Source organism: Streptomyces sp. 7R007 (genome assembly GCF_054850255.1).
The window spans coordinates 153503-169610 of record NZ_JBTWMV010000006.1 but is presented as its reverse complement, the minus strand read 5'-3'; the positions used below and the strand labels follow the sequence as shown (position 1 = coordinate 169610).

Genomic DNA, 16108 nt, shown 5'->3' with positions numbered 1-16108 from the left:
CGGTGCTCAGCAGTCCCCGACGGGGCTGTCCGCCGGCAGGCCGAAGTGGCGGCGGGCGGCGGATTCCAGCGGGGTGGCGGACTGGGGGGTGTTCAGGGCGGCGTCGGCGAAGGTGCCGAAGTGGGTCTTCCGCCACTGCGCGTGGCCCGCGCCGTCCGGTGCCTCCTCGCTCGACACGACGCGGTAGCCGCCGCCGGCGTCCCGCCGCAGCAGCATCACCCGCGGGTACTGCGCGCCCCCGCACGCGACGAGCGCCCGGTCGCGGACGCCGTACTCCACGCACAGCGTGTTCACCCCGGCCCGCACCCGGTCGCCGTTCTCCTCCAGCCGCAGCGCCTCGGCCCGGCAGAACCAGCGCGCCCTCAGCGCGGGCTCGTCCTCCCCGTAGCCGTCGCCCTGGGAGTCGTGCACCAGGCGGGCCTCGATCACCGGCCGCACCTGCGCCCACAGCCCCGCGTCGACGTCGCCCCCCGGCCGCATCGCCCACGCCCCCGCCGCCACCAGCACCACGACCGCCCCGGCCCCCGTCGCCCATCTGCCCGCCGACATCACCCCGGAACTCCTCCCCACCCACTCCTCCCCGGCACTCCCCCGCAGGTCCAGACACGTGAAAGGGCGCCGGGGTTGCACAGGGGGCCCGGAGCGAGGCCCGACCTGATCGTCGGCGTATAGGGCACACTGGACGTTTGGCCGTACGGAAAGGGTGTGCCGCGCGTGAATGGTCCGCTGATCGTCCAGTCCGACAAGACACTGCTGCTGGAGGTCGACCACGAGCAGGCCGACGAGTGCCGTCGCGCCATCGCGGCCTTCGCGGAGCTGGAGCGGGCGCCCGAGCACATCCACACCTACCGGGTGACGCCCCTGGGCCTGTGGAACGCGCGCGCCGCCGGGCACGACGCCGAGCAGGTCGTCGACGCGCTGGTGCAGTACAGCCGCTACCCGGTGCCGCACGCGCTGCTCGTCGACGTCGCCGAGACGATGGACCGGTACGGCCGGCTCACGCTGAGCAAGCACCCCGCGCACGGCCTCGTGCTGACCACCACCGACCGGCCGGTCCTGGAGGAGGTGCTGCGCTCCAAGCGCGTCGCGCCCCTCGTCGGTGCCCGCATCGACCCGGACACCGTCGCCGTGCACCCCTCCGAGCGCGGGCAGATCAAGCAGGTGCTGCTGAAGCTGGGCTGGCCGGCCGAGGACCTCGCCGGATACGTCGACGGTGAGGCGCACCCGATCGAGCTGGCCGAGGACGGATGGGCCCTGCGGCCGTACCAGAAGCAGGCGGTGGAGAACTTCTGGCACGGCGGCAGCGGGGTCGTCGTGCTGCCCTGCGGGGCGGGCAAGACGCTGGTCGGGGCCGGTTCCATGGCCCAGGCGAAGTCGACGACGCTGATCCTCGTCACCAACACCGTCTCCGCCCGGCAGTGGAAGCACGAGCTGGTGAAGCGCACCTCGCTGACCGAGGAGGAGATCGGCGAGTACAGCGGGACCCGCAAGGAGATCCGGCCCGTCACCATCGCCACCTACCAGGTGCTGACGACGAAGCGGAAGGGCGTCTACCCACACCTGGAGCTCTTCGACTCCCGCGACTGGGGGCTCATCGTCTACGACGAGGTGCACCTGCTGCCCGCGCCGGTCTTCAAGTTCACGGCGGACCTCCAGGCACGGCGGCGGCTGGGCCTGACGGCGACCCTGGTGCGGGAGGACGGCCGCGAGTCGGACGTCTTCTCGCTCATCGGCCCCAAGCGGTTCGACGCGCCCTGGAAGGAGATCGAGGCGCAGGGCTACATCGCGCCCGCCGACTGCGTGGAGGTGCGGGTCAACCTCACCGACTCCGAGCGGCTGGCGTACGCGACGGCCGAGCAGGAGGAGAAGTACCGGTTCTGTGCGACGACCGCGACCAAGCGGAAGGTCACGGAGGCCCTGGTGCGCCGGTTCGCCGGGCAGCAGATCCTCGTCATCGGGCAGTACATCGACCAGCTCGACGAACTGGGCGAGCACCTGAACGCCCCGGTCATCAAGGGTGAGACCTCCAACGCGCAGCGCGAGAAGCTCTTCGACGCGTTCCGGGAGGGCGAGATCAGCGTGCTGGTGGTGTCGAAGGTGGCGAACTTCTCCATCGACCTGCCCGAGGCGACGGTCGCCATCCAGGTGTCCGGCACCTTCGGGTCGCGGCAGGAGGAGGCGCAGCGGCTGGGACGCGTGCTGCGGCCGAAGGCGGACGGGCACCAGGCCCACTTCTACTCCGTGGTCGCCCGGGACACGATCGACCAGGACTTCGCCGCGCACCGGCAGCGGTTCCTGGCGGAGCAGGGGTACGCGTACCGGATCGTGGACGCGGACGAGCTGCTGGCGGAGAGCTGAGCCTGCGGGGTCACTTGCGGCGGACGCCGGCTTCCTCGCCGTACTCGCCGAGTATGACGACGTCGAAGGCGGCGCCCGCGAAGACGCGGATCGCGCGCAGGGCGCTGCCGAGGCGGTGGGTGGGGTGGGCACCCGAGAGGGGGGTCGCGCCGGACGGGCGACCGGGGGCCGGGGTGAAGGTCGCTGCACTCATGTGTCCATGGTGGCTTTCCCGGCATAAGGAGAGCATCGGTCCAAGGTCCCCACTTGCTGTGATACCTGGGTACACCCTGTGCGGGCCGCGCCTCCGTCGCCGGATGGAGGGGGAATCCCCTAGGGGACGGACGGCGGCCGCCACGGGCTGACGGGGTCCGCGGAAACTCGTTGGCCGCGACACCGGCCGCTCACCTAGAATTTCCGCTCTTGCCCGCCTCCCTTCACGGAGCGCCGCCGTCCGGTCGGAAACCGGTCGGCAGACCGCACCCATCCACCCCGCAGCACCTTCGGAGGCACCCCCTTGTCCGCCGACGACCCCCTCTCCCGCGAGCGCGCCCACCTCGCCGCCTCCCGCGCCGCCCTGCGTGCCATGCGCGAGGACGTCGAGTCGCTGGACATCAGCGACGTCACCGCGAACTGGGTCAACGCCGAGGTCCTGGCCCGCCAGATCGACGAGCGGATCAAGGCGCTGGCCGACCTCAGCGACACCCCGCTGTTCTTCGGCCGCCTCGACTACCTGCACGCCCCCGGCGCCGACCGGGCGGAGGGCGCGGACGGCGAGCGCCCGCGGCCGGAGGCCGGTTACCGGACACTGCACATCGGGCGCCGGCACGTACACGACCACGACGGCGACCCCATGGTCATCGACTGGCGTGCGCCGGTCTCGCAGCCGTTCTACCGGGCCTCCAAGAAGGACCCGATGGACATCGCGCTGCGCCGCCGGTTCGGGTACACGGGCGGCGAGCTCACGGCGTACGAGGACGAGCACCTCTCCGACCCGGCCGAGGCCGCCCGCACCAGCAAGCTGCTCCAGCAGGAGATCGAGCGCCCGCGCGTGGGCCCGATGCGGGACATCGTCGCCACCATCCAGCCCGAGCAGGACGAGATCGTGCGCAGCGGGCTCGGCGGGACGGTGTGCGTGCAGGGAGGCCCGGGGACCGGGAAGACGGCCGTCGGCCTGCACCGCGTGGCCTATCTGCTCTACGCCCACCGGGAGCGGCTCGCCCGCACCGGCACGCTCGTCATCGGGCCGAACCGGTCCTTCCTGCACTACATCGAGCAGGTGCTGCCCGCGCTGGGCGAGTTGACGGTCCAGCAGGCCACGGTGGACGACCTGGTGGCCCGCGGGGTGGAGATCCGGGGCACCGACGACGCGGCGGCCGCGATCGTCAAGGGCGACGCGCGGATGGCCGAGGTGCTCCGGCGGGCCGTGTACGCGCACGTGAGCATGCCGACCGAGCCGGTCGTGGTGGTGCGCGGCTCGCGCAGGTGGCGGGTACCGGCGTACGAACTGGAGGACATCGTCCGGGAGTTGCTCCAGCGGGACATCCGGTACGGCGCCGCCCGGGAGGCCCTGCCGCAGCGCATCGCGCACGCCGTGCTGGTGCAGATGGAGCGCTCCGGTGAGGCGCCGGACGACCGGGTGCAGGACGCGGTGGCCCGCAACGCCGCGGTGAAGGCCGCCGTCAAGCAGCTCTGGCCGCCGGTCGACCCGGCGAAACTCGTCCTGCGGCTGCTCACGGACGCCGGCTTCCTCGCCGTCCACGCGGACGGGATCCTCTCGGAGGACGAGCAGAAGACGATCCTGTGGGCGAAGCCGGTGCGCAGCGTCAAGGCCGCCAAGTGGTCCGCCGCCGACGCGGTGTTGATCGACGAGACGACCGATCTCGTGCAGCGCACGCCCTCCCTGGGGCACGTGGTGCTGGACGAGGCGCAGGACCTGTCGCCCATGCAGTACCGGGCGGTGGGGCGGCGCTGCACGACGGGTTCGGCGACCGTGCTCGGCGACCTGGCGCAGGGCACGACCCCCTGGGCGACGCGGAGCTGGGACGAGGCGCTGGCCCACCTCGGCAAACCGGACGGCGTCATCGAGGAGCTGACGGCGGGCTTCCGCGTCCCCACGGACGTCATCACCTACGCCTCCCGCCTCCTGCCGCACATCGCGCCGGGCCTCACCCCGGTCGCCTCGGTCCGCGAGAACCCGGGCTTCTTCGCCCTGCGCCCCGTCACCGGCACGGACGACGTGGTCGCCGCCTGCCAGGAGTTGCTGCGCCACGAGGGCTCGACGGGCCTCATCGCCGCCGACGCCCGGGTGCCGGCGCTGGCCGGGGCGCTGAGGAAGGCCGGGCTCGGCTACCTCGGCCCCGGCGAGGAGACGACCGGCGAGACCCGCCTGACCCTGGTCCCGGCGTCCCTGGCGAAGGGCCTCGAGTACGACTACGTCGTCCTCGACGAGCCCCAGGCGGTCGTGGACGGCGAACCCGACGAACGCACCGGCCTGCGCCGCCTGTACGTCACCCTGACCAGGGCCGTGTCGGGCCTGATCGTCACCCACGCGGCCCCGCTGCCGCCGCAGCTGTCCTAGGGTCCGTACGGAAGGCGCCGCGGAAGCGGCCGTGGAGCGAGGAGTGTCGCAGGTGATCCGGAAGCTGCAGGCGGTCGCGCTGGACTGCGCCGACCCGGAACGGCTCGCGCGGTTCTACGCGGAACTGCTCGGCGGCCGGGTGGTCGCCGACCCGGAGGAGCCCGGGTGGATCGAGGTGCACGGGTTCGAGGGCACGCCGATCGCCTGCCAGCGGGTGGAGGGCTACCGGCCGCCCGAGTGGCCCGGCCAGGAACGCCCGCAACAGGCCCACCTGGACTTCGACGTGGACGACCTCGACGGGGAGGAGAATCGGGCGCTCGCCCTCGGCGCGACGCTGCTGGAGCGGACGGACCAGATCCGTCCGGGGGCCAACTGGCGCGTCTACGCGGACCCGGCCGGCCACCCGTTCTGCCTCTGCTTCCACTGATTCCGCCGACCGCGCCGCGTCCCGCCTCGACAGCCGTTTGCCGCGGGTCGCGCCGGTCGGATAGGAAGCCTGCATGCTACGAGGCGGCACGGTGGGGCTGAGGGCCCGGCACGAGGACGACATCCCGGTTCTGCGGGCAGAGCTCTACGACGACGTGGTCAACTCGTCGCGGGCCGAGGGCGGGCCGTGGCGGCCGGTCTCGCCGGGTGCGAAGGACCCGCGGCTCGTGGGCGACGACGACAACGAGCGGGTCGTCCCCTTCTCGGTGGTCGAGCTGGCGGGCGGCACACTGGTCGGCACGGCGACGCTGTGGGGCATCGACACGCACAACCGCTGCGCGCACATCGGGCTGGGCCTGCTGCCGGCCGCGCGCGGCAAGGGGTACGGCACCGACGTGGTCGCGGTGCTGTGCCACTACGGCTTCGTCGTCCGCGGCCTGCACCGGCTGCAGATCGAGACGCTGGCGGACAACGCCGCGATGCTGCGCTCCGCCGAGCGCAACGGCTTCGTCCGCGAGGGCGTCCTGCGCTCCTCGGCCTGGGTGATGGGCGAGTTCCTGGACGAGGTGCTGCTCGGCCTCCTCGCCGAGGACTGGAAGCCGCGGGCGACGGGCTGACGCCCTGCTCGGGCGGGGACGGGTCAGCCCCCGCCGCCCACCGCGCCGTCCTCGCCGTCCAGCACCCCCCGCCACCGCGCCACCGCCTCCGCCGTCACCGGCCCCCGCCAGCCCTCCGGGCGGGCCGCGCCGCCGATGTGGAAGGCGTCGATGCCGGCGGAGCGCAGCCGCGGTACGTGGTCCAGGCGCAGTCCGCCGCCGACCATCAGCCGCGGCTCGTACCCCGGCTCGCCGCGCCGCGCCGCCTCCGCGAGGAGCGTGGGAAGGCCGGCGTCGACGCCGTCCGGCGAGCCCGCCGTGAGGTAGGCGTCCAGGCCCGGCAGGCCGTCCAGCTGCTTGCGCAGGGCGTCCCGGTCGGCGGCCCGGTCGATGGCGCGGTGGAACGTCCACGCGCAGCCGTCCAGCTCGCCCACGACCTGCTCGACGGCCGCCAGGTCGACCCCGCCGTCCCGGTCCAGGAACCCGAGCACGAACTCCTGCGCCCCCGCGGCCCGCATCTCGCTCGCCGCCCGCACCAGGCGGCTCGCGTCGCCCGCCGCGAACCCGTCCTCCAGGCGCAGCATCACGCGCAGCGAGATGTCCACGGCGGCGCGGATCCCGGCAAAGGCGGCGGCCGACGGGGTGAGCCCGTCGGCCGCCATGTCGGTGACCAGTTCGAGGCGGTCCGCGCCTCCGGCCTGGGCGGCGACCGCGTCCTCGACGTCGAGGGCGATCACCTCCAGGACTGCACGCTTGCTCATGGGACCCCATTCGTCGGCGTTCAACGGGCGGCTACAGGTCTAGTCCAATTCAAGACTACGCTGCCGTGGAGCGCCAGATCGCCGGGGCCCGGGGGAGCGACGGGGAGCTCAGCCGAAGACGTTGAGCTCCGCCGCCTCCGCGCCCGCCAGCTCGTACGCCGTCCCGTCCGGCACCGGCCGCCCCGTGCACAGCCGTACGAGCGTGGAGGCGTCGCCGATGAAACGGGCCGGGGTCCGCTCGCCGCTCGCCTCGCCCAGCAGCAGCGGCTCGTCCAGGTCGTCGAGGTCGGCGTGCAGCGGCACGCGCCCCTTCTCCCGTGTGCCCCGGGCGAGCAGCGCCAGCGCGTCCGGCAGCCCCGGACCGCCGTACGCCCCCGGCAGGCCCCACACGTCCCGCACGTCCCCGGCGTGCACCCACTCGCCCAGCCCGACCATGTCCAGCGCCCCGCCCGCCTTGGCGATCACCGGCCCGGCCTCCGTCATCCCGCGCTCCAGCTCGTCCACGACCTGCTGGTTCGTCCACGCGGCGCGCTCGGCGATGTCCCGGTCGTTGCACTCGGGCGAGAAGACCCCCTTCTCGTAGCGGCTCTCCACCACCCGCATCAGCACGGAGGAACAGTGCGCGAGCACCTCCCGCACGGTCCAGCGGGGACAGCCGGCGGTCGGCAGGGCGAAGTCCTCGTCCGGGCGCTCGCGCAGCAGCGGGATCAGCGCGTCGCGCTCGACGGTCAGCAGGCGTCCGGGCAGTTCCGGGTCGCGTACGTCGTCTGTAGTCATGGCTCCACGCTAGGGCGCGGCCGGTGATCGCGGGGAGAATGGGGGCATGGCCGATCTCGACGCCCTGCGCCTGCGCTTCTCCCGCGCCCTGGAGGGAGCCCGCGACGCCGGCCCCGACCCGCTCCCGTACGCCGACGACCTGCTCGCCCGCTGGCGCGAACCGCAGCGCCGGTACCACACGGTCGCCCACCTGACGGCGGTCCTGGACCACATCGACGTACTGGAGGAACACGCGCACGACCCGGACGTCGTACGCCTGGCCGCCTGGTTCCACGACGCGGTCTACCTGCCCGACCGCTCCGAGAACGAGGAGCGCTCCGCCCGCCTCGCCGAACGCGCCCTTCCCGAGGCCGGCGTCCCCGCCGACAGGACCGCCGAGGTGGCCCGCCTGGTCCGCCTCACCGTCACCCACGCGCCCGCCCCCGACGACGCGAACGGCGCGGTGCTGTGCGACGCCGATCTGGCGATCCTCGCCTCGCCGCCCTCCGCGTACGCCGCCTACACCACGGCCGTGCGCGAGGAGTACCACTTCGTGCCGAACGATGCCTTCCGGGCGGGCCGCGCCACGATCCTGCGCCAACTCCTCGCCCTGCCCAGCCTGTTCCACACCCCCTTCGGCATGCGCGAATGGGAGGCGACGGCCCGCTACAACCTCACCGCCGAGCTGGAAATGCTGTCGCTGTGAGCGGCGGGCTCCTCTAGCCTGCCTGCATGCGTGACGTGGGCGGGGAACTCGTGGCACAGGCCGTGGCGGACAGCGTGGCGCTGCTGCGCACGGCGGCGGACCGGGACTGGAGAGGGGTGCGGGCCGGCGGCCTGGACTGGGACTGCCGGGAGACGGGGCTGCACATCGCCTCCGATCTCCTCGCGTACGCGGGGCAGTTGGCGGGGCGCGCGCAGGAGGCGTACGTCCCCTTCGACATCACCCTCGACGAGGACGCCGACAACGCCGGTCTGCTCCAGGTGATCGAGACCACCGGCGCCCTGTTCGTCGCGGCGATCCGCACCACCCCGCCCGAGGTCCGCGCCTTCCACCCGTACCCGTTCCGCAGCGCCGGCCGCGAGGGCTTCGCGGCGATGGGCGTCGCCGAGGTGCTGCTGCACACGCACGACATGGCGCGGGGCCTCGGACTGCCGTACGAACCCCCTTCCGTGCTGCCGGAGTTCGTCCTCACCCGCATCTTCCCGCACGTCCAGCCGGGCCCCGACCACTGGCGCACCCTGCTGTGGGCGACCGGCCGCGGCGAGCTGCCCGGCCGCGCCCCGGTCACCGAGTGGCGCTGGATGAACAACCTCGTCCTGACGGCCGAGCGCCTCACCCTCCAGGGCGCCACCCCGGCCGCCGCCGCCGACCTGCGCGCGGGCGGCACCGGCGGCTTCGACTGGATCGTGGGCGGCCCCTTCGAAGGCACCCGGGAGGCCGCCGGGATGGTCGTCAAGGCGTACGAACAGGGCGTGCACCGGCCGGAGTTCGGCCTGTTCGTCCTGGTCCGTCGCGAGGACGGGCTCGCCGTCGGCGCCATGGGCTTCCACGGCCCGCCGGACGAGGAGGGCCGCGCGGAGATCGGCTACGACCTCGTCGAGGGCGCCCGCGGCCGGGGCTACGCCACGGAGGCGCTGCGCGCGCTGAGCGAGTGGGCCCTGGCCCGGGACGACGTACGAACCCTCTTCGCCACCATCGACCGCGCCAACACCCCCTCCCAACGGGTCGTCACACGCGCCGGCTTCCGGAAGGCGGGGGAGGACGAGGAGGGGTACGCCTACGAACTGCGGGGATAACGCGGCCGATCGGATCAGGTCACGGTATGCCCGACCGCAAACGCCTCTGGTGGAACTAGAGTTGTCCTCCGGCCACACCTGGTGACGGACGTGACAGGACTGAGGGGGACGGTGCGGCATGACCGAGCAGGCCGTGGAGGACGGGCGGACCCTGGACTTCTGGGTGACGGCGACCGAGGAGGACATCGCCCTCGCCGCCCGGCAGAGCGACACCATGGGCCTGTTCAGCCGGGACGGGGACGCCGTCCTGCGCGCGGTGCCCCTCGGCCCGCTGCGCCGCAACCTCGCCGAGGCGGTCGACGCCCTCCAGCAGGTCTTCCAGGAGGTCGCCGACCGCGGCGGCCCCCTTCCGCTGGCCGAGGCCCAGCTCTCCTTCCAGGTCACCGCCGGCGGAGGCATCCAGTTCGTGGGCTCCGGGCAAATGCAGAACGGCCGGAGCCTGACGCTGACGTTCAAGCGGCCCGCCTGAGCGGGCGCGGCCCATGCCCCAGCACAAGGCGCTGCTCATCGGAGCCGGCGACTACTCCGACATCCCCGGCTACGGCGACCTGCTCTTCGTCCGGGACGACCTCCAGCGGCTGCGCGAGGTCCTGACCGGCCGCGGCTTCCAGGCCGAGGTCCTGGAGAACCGGCGCGGCATCACCCAGAACACCGTGCGCGGAGCCGTCCACCGCCTCCTGGGCGAGGCCCGTGCCGGGGACACGCTGCTCGTCGTGCTCAGCGGGCACGGCATCCACATCGAGGGCAGGGACTACCTCGTCCCGGAGGACGCCCCCGACGCCGAGCCCTTCACCGACGGCTGCATCGAGATCGGCTGGCACAAGGAGGTGGAGAAGTCCCCCGCCGAACGCGTGGTCTTCCTCATCGACGCCTGCCGCGAGGGCCGGGCGCCGGACACCAAGTCGATCCCCGGCACGCGGCCCTGGAAGGCCCCCGAGATCTACGCCGCCCTGCGCCGCAAGGTCGCCTACGTCCACGCCTGCGCGGCACCCCAGCCGGCCCTGTTCGTACGGGAGACGGACACCGTACGGCCCGGCGTCGACGTGGGCACGCAGGCGGGCGAGTCGTTCAGCCTCTTCTCGCGGGCGGTCGCGGACGTGGTCGCCGCCGACCCGCACGCCCTGGGCCTGCGGGAGTTCGCCCGGCTCGTGCAGGAGCGGGTCGACGTCTACCACCGGGCGTACGGGAAGCGGGGCGAGCCGCAGCAGGTGCGCGTGACCTGCGAGAGCGACGCCGACGGGGGCGACTTCCCCCTGCTGACGGGGGCGCAGCGGCGCACCGAGGTGCACCCCTGGGTGCGGAGCGTCGACGAGTACCCGTGGCACCGCACGCCCGAGGGCCCGACCCGGGAGACGCTCAGGGACGTGTGCCGGGTGCTGGCGGGGCGGCTGGCCGAGACCTACGAGAGCGCGGCGCGGGCGCTGGCCGGTGACGCCTGGCACGACCCCGAGCTGGCCGAGCGCGCCCACGAGCGGCTCGCCTTCCTGGTCGGTCAGCTCTCCAAGGAGGAGCGGCTGTCGCCGACCGAGGCCGCGCTCGCCTTCCTCTTCCCGCTCGTCGCCCAGACGTTCTGGGCCCAGGAGGCGGCCCAGCGGGTCGGCGTCCTCACGGCGGAGGCGGGCCGGCCCGACGGCTCCGGCACCGCGGAGGCGACCGCCGACGGCCCCGACCACCACAGCTTCGACAAGTTCGCCCAGGGCTTCCCCCGGCTCAGGCGCCGGTTGCGCGCGCTGGAGCACCAGAAGGGCGTCGGCGACGCGGTGCAGCGCATCAGGTGGTGGCTCTTCCACCGCTGGCTCATCAAACAGCCCGAGCTGTACACGGCCGAACGCCTGAAGTCCCTGCTCGGGGACGTGACCGCGGACCGTGACCATCCTTCCTGGGTCGCCGACGCCATCTCCGGCAGGCGGCTGGCGGATCTGCTGCGGGAGCACCGCGCGGCCCCCTTCACCATGCGCCGCTCCACCACCGCCCCGCCGTCGTACGGCGCGCGCACGGCGGACGACGACCACGACGTCATCGCCGCCAGCAAGGGACACGAGCACAAGGTGCGCCCCGCCCTGGTCACCGCGCTGGTCAAGGCCGCCTGCGCGATGGCCGTGGACCCGGTCGACCTGTCCGAGATCGTCGTCGAGCACATCGGCGTCCACGACAGCGTCGACCCCGAAGACCTGCTGACCACCGTCCAGCGCTCCGACTGGCGGGCCTCCGGTCTGGGCCGCTCGCTCAACGCCGTCTGCACCCACCCGGCGGTCCAGGTCGCCCTGCGCGAGCACGCGGCCCGGGTCGACGTCCTGCTGCGCGACATCAACCGCGGCGACCTGCCCGCCCTCGCCCCGCTGCGCACCCTCCCGCCCTACGCCGACGGCGGCCGGGTCCGCCTCGACGGCAACACCCCCGACCAGCTCTCCGACGGCATCCGCTTCCAGCTGGCCGAGGACCGCGTGCAGGAACTCCTGATGGGCGAGGAGCTCTACGGCGACAGCGAGCTGGCGGTGCGGGAGCTGTACCAGAACGCGCTGGACGCCGTGCGCTACCGGGACTGCCGCACGCAGTACCTGCGGCGCACCGGACACGCGGTCGCCGACTGGGAGGGCCGGATCGAGTTCGTACAGGGCGTCCGCTCCGACGGCCGCCCCTACCTGTCCTGCACGGACAACGGCATCGGCATGGGCCTGACCGAGCTGAGCACCGTCTTCTCGCAGGGCGGCGCCCGCTTCGTGGACCTTCCGGAGTACGTCGAGGAGCAGGCCGCGTGGGCGCAGCTGCCGGACCCCAAACCGGAGTTGCATCCCAACTCGCGCTTCGGCATCGGTGTGCTCAGCTACTTCATGCTGGCCGACGAGATCGTCGTACGCACCTGCCGGCTCGGGCGTGACGGGCGGCCCGGACGGCAGTTGCGGGTGACGATCGCCGGGCCGGGCAACTTCTTCCGCGTCGAGGACCTGGGGCCCGGCGCGGACGCCGGCACCACGGTGGAGCTGCTGCTCAGCAAGGAGCGCCGGTCGGTGTCCTGCGTGAACGCGCTGGAGACGGTGCTGTGGGTGGCGCCGTACCGGACGACGGCCGCGCACGGGGCACGGTCGCGGGAGTGGCCGCCCGGGGAGCTCTCGCCGGGGACCCTGGAGATCTACTCGCCCGCGGTCCACGCCCGCGAGGGCCACGTCCTGTGCGTCCCGTCGGCCGATCCGGACCTGTGGTGGATCGGCGGCGACGGCGTCCTGCTCGCCGACGGGCTGCTGGCCGAACCCGAGTACAGCAACCGGGTCTACGGCGCCGTCGTCAACCTGACCGGCGAGCACGCACCGGAGCTCACCGTGGACCGCAAGAGCGTGCGGTCCTACGACAAGGAGCTCGTGCTGAGGCGCATGAAGGACGCCATCCCCAGCCTCACCGCGCGCGGAACCGACCTGCTCAACCCCGGCTGGCTGAACGACGTCGGCAACTGGTCCGTGGCCTTCGCCGACCAGGTGGCCGGGCAGATCCCCGCGACCGGGCTGACCTGGCAGCTCCAGGACGACGTCGGCGCGCCCTTCGGCCAGGTGGGCTTCTTCCCGCCCGACACCGACCTGCTGCCCCTGGTGACCGGTCGCTACCGCGATCCCGACCGGGCCCTGCTCGCCTCGTACTTCGTCACGATGCCGCTGCCCGTGCTCCGCTGGCGGCTGCGGGCGCTGTACGGGGCGGGGCTGGGCGGGCAGGTCTCGTTGCCGGACGACGGGGAGGGCGGGGCCGGGTGGGCGCGTCCGTCGGATCTGCTGCTGCTGAGCACCACGGAGAGGTTCGCCGACTGGCGTGTGCGGCGCCTGAGCTGGCTGCGGGGTCCGCTGTCGAGCGCCACGTTCACCATTCACGCGCCGTCCCAGCAGTTCGCCGCCACCGGCATGCCGAGCATCAAGACCCTGTACCAGTGGCGGGCGCCCGACGTCCCCGTCCGTCCGGCGGACGCCTTCGACCTGAGCGAGCGGACCGGGCTCTCCCCCGCCGGGGTCGTCCGGCGGCTGGCCGAACTGGGCTACCGCGCCGAGCCGCTGGGCGGCTGCGCCCGGGCCGAGCACTCCGATCTGCCGCTGCTGCGGCCGCTGGGCGACCCGGAGGGCTGGCTGACGCCCGGCACCGCCCTGTCGGCCGCCCAGGTCAGCGTCAGCGCGGTGCGGGCCGGCCGCCCCACCCCGTGGGCCGCACGGCGCCTCGCCGACCTGGGCTTCGGGGTGCCTGATCAGTGCCCGGTCCGCGAGCAGTGGGGCGAGGAGGAGCGCAAGGTCGTCGAGGAGCTGTGGACGGCGTACGACATCCCGCCCGCGCCCGAGGAGGCGGTCCGGGTCTCGCTCGCCCAACTGGCCGCCGTCGCCTACAAGACGGACCTGCCGCTGCGTTACGTCACCGGCCTCCTCGGCGAACTCGGCTTCGTGCTGCCGCCCGACGCGCCGGAGCTGCCCGAACTGACCGACGACGACCGGGCGCTGCTCGCCCGTGATCCGTGCGTGGACCGAGAGGTACCCCTGCGCTACGTCGTGGCGGCCGCGCGCCGCCTCAACCGCCCCGCCCGCGTCCTCGCCGAACGGCTCCGTGAGCTCGGCTACCGCACTCCCGACGTACCCGGCGACGAGGACCTTCCCTCCCGCGAGGACATCACCTTCCTCGGCACGGACGCCGCACTGGCCGACCTGGACCGCCCGGTCTCCCTGCCCCGCGTCGCCCGGGCCGCGCACGAGAGCAAGCTCACCCTGGCCAAGGCGGTCGACCGGCTCACCGACCTGGGCTACCGCTTCGCCTTCGACCCGGAGGCCGTCGCCCCGCTGCGCGAACAGGACGTCCAGACGCTGATCTTCGAGCTGTACCCGGAGCCGGAGAAGGCCGGCCCCGTCTCCCCGGACGCCGTCCGGGCGGCGGCCCACCACTCCGGGCGGTCGTACGACGAGACAGCCGCCTCGCTCACCGCCCTGGGCTACGAGGTGATCCCGCCCTCCGACGCGTGGCTGGAGGAACGGCGCCTGGAGGAACGCGTCCTCGACGCGCTGAGCGACCCGGGCCGGTCTCCCCTCATCCCCTACGAAGGCGCCACGGTCTCCCTCGTCTCCCTGGCCCTGACGGCCATGCGCGCCGGCAGGACCCTGCGCGAGACCGCCCTCACGGCCACCGGCCTGGGCATCCGCCACGAGGCCGAGACCTGGTTCACCCCTGCCGAGGAGGAACGCTCCGCCCCTTCCGCCGCCGCAACCCCGCCCGGTTCAGCAGCCGCACCACCTCCCGGCTGCTGACCTCCACCGCGCCGGCGCGCACCACCTCCGCGTACCGGTGCGCGGGGATGTCGTAGTGGTCGCGTTCGAAGGCGCGCCGGGGGATGCCCAACCCGTCGGCGAACAGGCGGAGTTCCTCGTGGGAGACGTCGCTGATGAGGTGGGACCACATGCGGCCGTGGCCGGGCCAGTCCGGTGGGTCGATGTAGAGCGTCACGAGGACGGCGTCCCGCCCGCGGCCCGCCCGAGGGAGCCCACGGCCGCGACCTTCACGCCGGCCTGGTGGCAGACCCAGTGCGGGTCGGGGCCCAGCTCCGGCTCGACCTCCAGGGCGTGCGGGTCGCCCGCGCCGCAGACCGGGCACAGGGGCCAGCGCCCGTGCCGTTCGAGGAGGGCGTCCTGGACGTCCTGGGCGACCAGACCGGCCACGAAGTCCGCGCCGTCCGGCCACTGCTCCACCCACCAGCGCCGCTGCACGACGGACTCCTCGACCAGCGAGACCACGTCCGCGTCGGCGACCCGCCCCGCGACCAGGTCGGCGAGCACCAGGGCGCGGGCCGCGTGCAACGCCTGTTCCAGGGGGCTGACAGGGGTGCCGGAGGGATCGTCCATGCCCCCATTGTGCGCACTCTTGACCACACCACCGAACCGAAAATATCTTTCATACGTGACCCAGGACGTGAAGGAAATTTTCGGCACCCCCCTCGGCCAGGGCACGCCCGGCGCCCCGCCCGCACCGGCCGCCCTCGCCGCCAAGGTGCGCACCCTCGCGCCCTCCATGACCCGCTCCATGCAGCGCGTCGCCGAAGCCGTCGCGAACGACCCGGCCGGCTGCGCGGCGCTCACGGTCACCGGCCTCGCCGAGCTCACCGGCACCAGCGAGGCGACGGTCGTGCGCACGGCCCGGCTGCTCGGCTACCCCGGCTACCGCGACCTGCGCCTCGCCCTCGCGGGCCTGGCCGCCCAGCAGCAGTCGGGGCGCGCCCCCGCCATCACCACCGACATAGCGGTCGACGACCCCATCGCCGACGTCGTCGCGAAACTCGCCTACGACGAGCAGCAGACCCTCGCGGACACGGCGGCCGGCCTCGACACCGTCCAGCTGGGGGCCGCGGTCACCGCCGCGGCGAGCGCGCGGCGCATCGACGTGTACGGGGTCGGCGCCTCCGGCCTGGTCGCCCAGGACCTGGCGCAGAAGCTGCTGCGGATAGGGCTCATGGCCCACGCGCACAGCGACCCGCACCTCGCGGTGACGAACGCGGTGCAGCTGCGCGGCGGCGACGTCGCCATCGCGATCACGCACTCCGGGTCGACGGGCGACGTCATCGAGCCGCTGCGGGTGGCCTTCGAGCACGGGGCCACGACGGTGGCGATCACCGGGCGGCCGGACGGCCCGGTCGCCCAGTACGCCGACCACGTACTGACCACCTCGACCGCGCGGGAGAGCGAGCTGCGCCCCGCGGCGATGTCGTCCCGGACGAGCCAACTGCTGGTCGTGGACTGCCTGTTCGTGGGGGTGGCCCAAAGGACGTACGACACGGCCGCGCCCGCGCTGGCGGCGTCGTACGAGGCGCTCGCGCACCGGCACCGGCGGTAGCACCTCCCCGTCTT

At 73.6% G+C, this 16108-nt stretch carries 15 protein-coding genes; 9 read left to right on the top strand and 6 right to left on the bottom strand.

Translation table 11 applies throughout. The features are described from left to right. Positions 1–6: 6 nt before the first annotated feature. The gene (locus ACYF6T_RS10675) at positions 7–549 is read right to left on the bottom strand and encodes a hypothetical protein (RefSeq protein WP_461695432.1); all 543 of its coding nucleotides are present in this window, start codon (positions 547–549) and stop codon (positions 7–9) included. Between the two features lie 165 nt (positions 550–714). Here ACYF6T_RS10675 and ACYF6T_RS10670 point away from each other — a divergent pair, with 165 nt between their 5' ends. Beyond that, positions 715–2358: a DNA repair helicase XPB gene (locus ACYF6T_RS10670; RefSeq protein WP_461695431.1), complete on the top strand. Its 1644-nt coding sequence runs from the start codon at positions 715–717 to the stop codon at positions 2356–2358. Between the two features lie 10 nt (positions 2359–2368). On the opposite strand, the gene ACYF6T_RS10665 is transcribed toward ACYF6T_RS10670, so the two are convergent. After that, positions 2369–2551: a hypothetical protein gene (locus ACYF6T_RS10665; protein ID WP_461695429.1), complete on the bottom strand. Its 183-nt coding sequence runs from the start codon at positions 2549–2551 to the stop codon at positions 2369–2371. 372 nt (positions 2552–2923) lie between these two features. On the opposite strand from ACYF6T_RS10665, the gene ACYF6T_RS10660 reads away from it, so the two are divergent. The 3 genes from ACYF6T_RS10660 to ACYF6T_RS10650 all read left to right on the top strand — a co-directional run bounded on the left by ACYF6T_RS10660 (position 2924) and on the right by ACYF6T_RS10650 (position 5961). Then, positions 2924–4918, top strand: a complete 1995-nt coding sequence (locus ACYF6T_RS10660; protein ID WP_461695648.1) for a HelD family protein — start codon at positions 2924–2926, stop codon at positions 4916–4918. A gap of 52 nt (positions 4919–4970) precedes the next feature. Continuing rightward, positions 4971–5345: a VOC family protein gene (locus ACYF6T_RS10655; RefSeq protein WP_461695427.1), complete on the top strand. Its 375-nt coding sequence runs from the start codon at positions 4971–4973 to the stop codon at positions 5343–5345. A gap of 73 nt (positions 5346–5418) precedes the next feature. Then, a complete protein-coding gene (locus ACYF6T_RS10650) occupies positions 5419–5961 on the top strand; it encodes a GNAT family N-acetyltransferase (RefSeq protein WP_461695426.1) in 543 nt (180 codons plus the stop codon). 23 nt (positions 5962–5984) lie between these two features. Here the strand turns inward: ACYF6T_RS10650 and ACYF6T_RS10645 are convergent, their stop codons facing one another. Together ACYF6T_RS10645 and ACYF6T_RS10640 are read right to left on the bottom strand one after the other, a co-directional pair. Continuing rightward, positions 5985–6701: a copper homeostasis protein CutC gene (locus ACYF6T_RS10645; RefSeq protein WP_461695425.1), complete on the bottom strand. Its 717-nt coding sequence runs from the start codon at positions 6699–6701 to the stop codon at positions 5985–5987. 108 nt (positions 6702–6809) lie between these two features. Continuing rightward, complete coding sequence (locus ACYF6T_RS10640) at positions 6810–7478, bottom strand: maleylpyruvate isomerase family mycothiol-dependent enzyme (RefSeq protein WP_461695423.1); 669 nt, start codon at positions 7476–7478, stop codon at positions 6810–6812. Between the two features lie 46 nt (positions 7479–7524). On the opposite strand from ACYF6T_RS10640, the gene ACYF6T_RS10635 reads away from it, so the two are divergent. The 4 genes from ACYF6T_RS10635 (at position 7525) to ACYF6T_RS10620 (ending at position 14518) form a co-directional block, all read left to right on the top strand. Beyond that, positions 7525–8163, top strand: coding sequence for an HD domain-containing protein (locus ACYF6T_RS10635; protein ID WP_461695421.1), 639 nt, complete (start codon positions 7525–7527; stop codon positions 8161–8163). Between the two features lie 26 nt (positions 8164–8189). After that, a complete protein-coding gene (locus tag ACYF6T_RS10630) occupies positions 8190–9257 on the top strand; it encodes a GNAT family N-acetyltransferase (protein WP_461695420.1) in 1068 nt (355 codons plus the stop codon). 118 nt (positions 9258–9375) lie between these two features. Next, the gene (locus tag ACYF6T_RS10625) at positions 9376–9726 is read left to right on the top strand and encodes a Pepco domain-containing protein (protein WP_461695419.1); all 351 of its coding nucleotides are present in this window, start codon (positions 9376–9378) and stop codon (positions 9724–9726) included. A 13-nt stretch (positions 9727–9739) separates the two neighbouring features. Next, positions 9740–14518 carry a wHTH domain-containing protein gene (locus ACYF6T_RS10620; protein WP_461695418.1) on the top strand — a complete coding sequence of 1593 codons (4779 nt, stop codon included), beginning with the start codon at positions 9740–9742 and terminating at the stop codon, positions 14516–14518. On the opposite strand, the gene ACYF6T_RS10615 is transcribed toward ACYF6T_RS10620, so the two are convergent. Beyond that, complete coding sequence (locus tag ACYF6T_RS10615; protein ID WP_461695416.1) at positions 14433–14714, bottom strand: DUF4031 domain-containing protein; 282 nt, start codon at positions 14712–14714, stop codon at positions 14433–14435. The genes ACYF6T_RS10620 and ACYF6T_RS10615 overlap by 86 nt on opposite strands. Beyond that, positions 14711–15109: a hypothetical protein gene (locus tag ACYF6T_RS10610; RefSeq protein WP_461695415.1), complete on the bottom strand. Its 399-nt coding sequence runs from the start codon at positions 15107–15109 to the stop codon at positions 14711–14713. The genes ACYF6T_RS10615 and ACYF6T_RS10610 overlap by 4 nt, the downstream gene beginning before the upstream one ends. A 55-nt stretch (positions 15110–15164) precedes the next feature. Here ACYF6T_RS10610 and ACYF6T_RS10605 point away from each other — a divergent pair, with 55 nt between their 5' ends. After that, positions 15165–16094, top strand: a complete 930-nt coding sequence (locus tag ACYF6T_RS10605; RefSeq protein WP_461695413.1) for a MurR/RpiR family transcriptional regulator — start codon at positions 15165–15167, stop codon at positions 16092–16094. Positions 16095–16108 lie beyond the last annotated feature (14 nt).

What these genes read in the sequence shown, in the direction of transcription:
- ACYF6T_RS10675 (WP_461695432.1), bottom strand. Translation starts at nt 549, where the DNA reads ATGTCGGCGGGCAGATGGGCGACGGGGGCCGGGGCGGTCGTGGTGCTG.
- ACYF6T_RS10665 (WP_461695429.1), bottom strand. Translation starts at nt 2,551, where the DNA reads ATGAGTGCAGCGACCTTCACCCCGGCCCCCGGTCGCCCGTCCGGCGCG.
- ACYF6T_RS10660 (WP_461695648.1), top strand. Translation starts at nt 2,924, where the DNA reads ATGCGCGAGGACGTCGAGTCGCTGGACATCAGCGACGTCACCGCGAAC.
- ACYF6T_RS10650 (WP_461695426.1), top strand. Translation starts at nt 5,419, where the DNA reads ATGCTACGAGGCGGCACGGTGGGGCTGAGGGCCCGGCACGAGGACGAC.
- ACYF6T_RS10645 (WP_461695425.1), bottom strand. Translation starts at nt 6,701, where the DNA reads ATGAGCAAGCGTGCAGTCCTGGAGGTGATCGCCCTCGACGTCGAGGAC.
- ACYF6T_RS10640 (WP_461695423.1), bottom strand. Translation starts at nt 7,478, where the DNA reads ATGACTACAGACGACGTACGCGACCCGGAACTGCCCGGACGCCTGCTG.
- ACYF6T_RS10635 (WP_461695421.1), top strand. Translation starts at nt 7,525, where the DNA reads ATGGCCGATCTCGACGCCCTGCGCCTGCGCTTCTCCCGCGCCCTGGAG.
- ACYF6T_RS10630 (WP_461695420.1), top strand. Translation starts at nt 8,190, where the DNA reads ATGCGTGACGTGGGCGGGGAACTCGTGGCACAGGCCGTGGCGGACAGC.
- ACYF6T_RS10625 (WP_461695419.1), top strand. Translation starts at nt 9,376, where the DNA reads ATGACCGAGCAGGCCGTGGAGGACGGGCGGACCCTGGACTTCTGGGTG.
- ACYF6T_RS10620 (WP_461695418.1), top strand. Translation starts at nt 9,740, where the DNA reads ATGCCCCAGCACAAGGCGCTGCTCATCGGAGCCGGCGACTACTCCGAC.
- ACYF6T_RS10610 (WP_461695415.1), bottom strand. Translation starts at nt 15,109, where the DNA reads ATGGACGATCCCTCCGGCACCCCTGTCAGCCCCCTGGAACAGGCGTTG.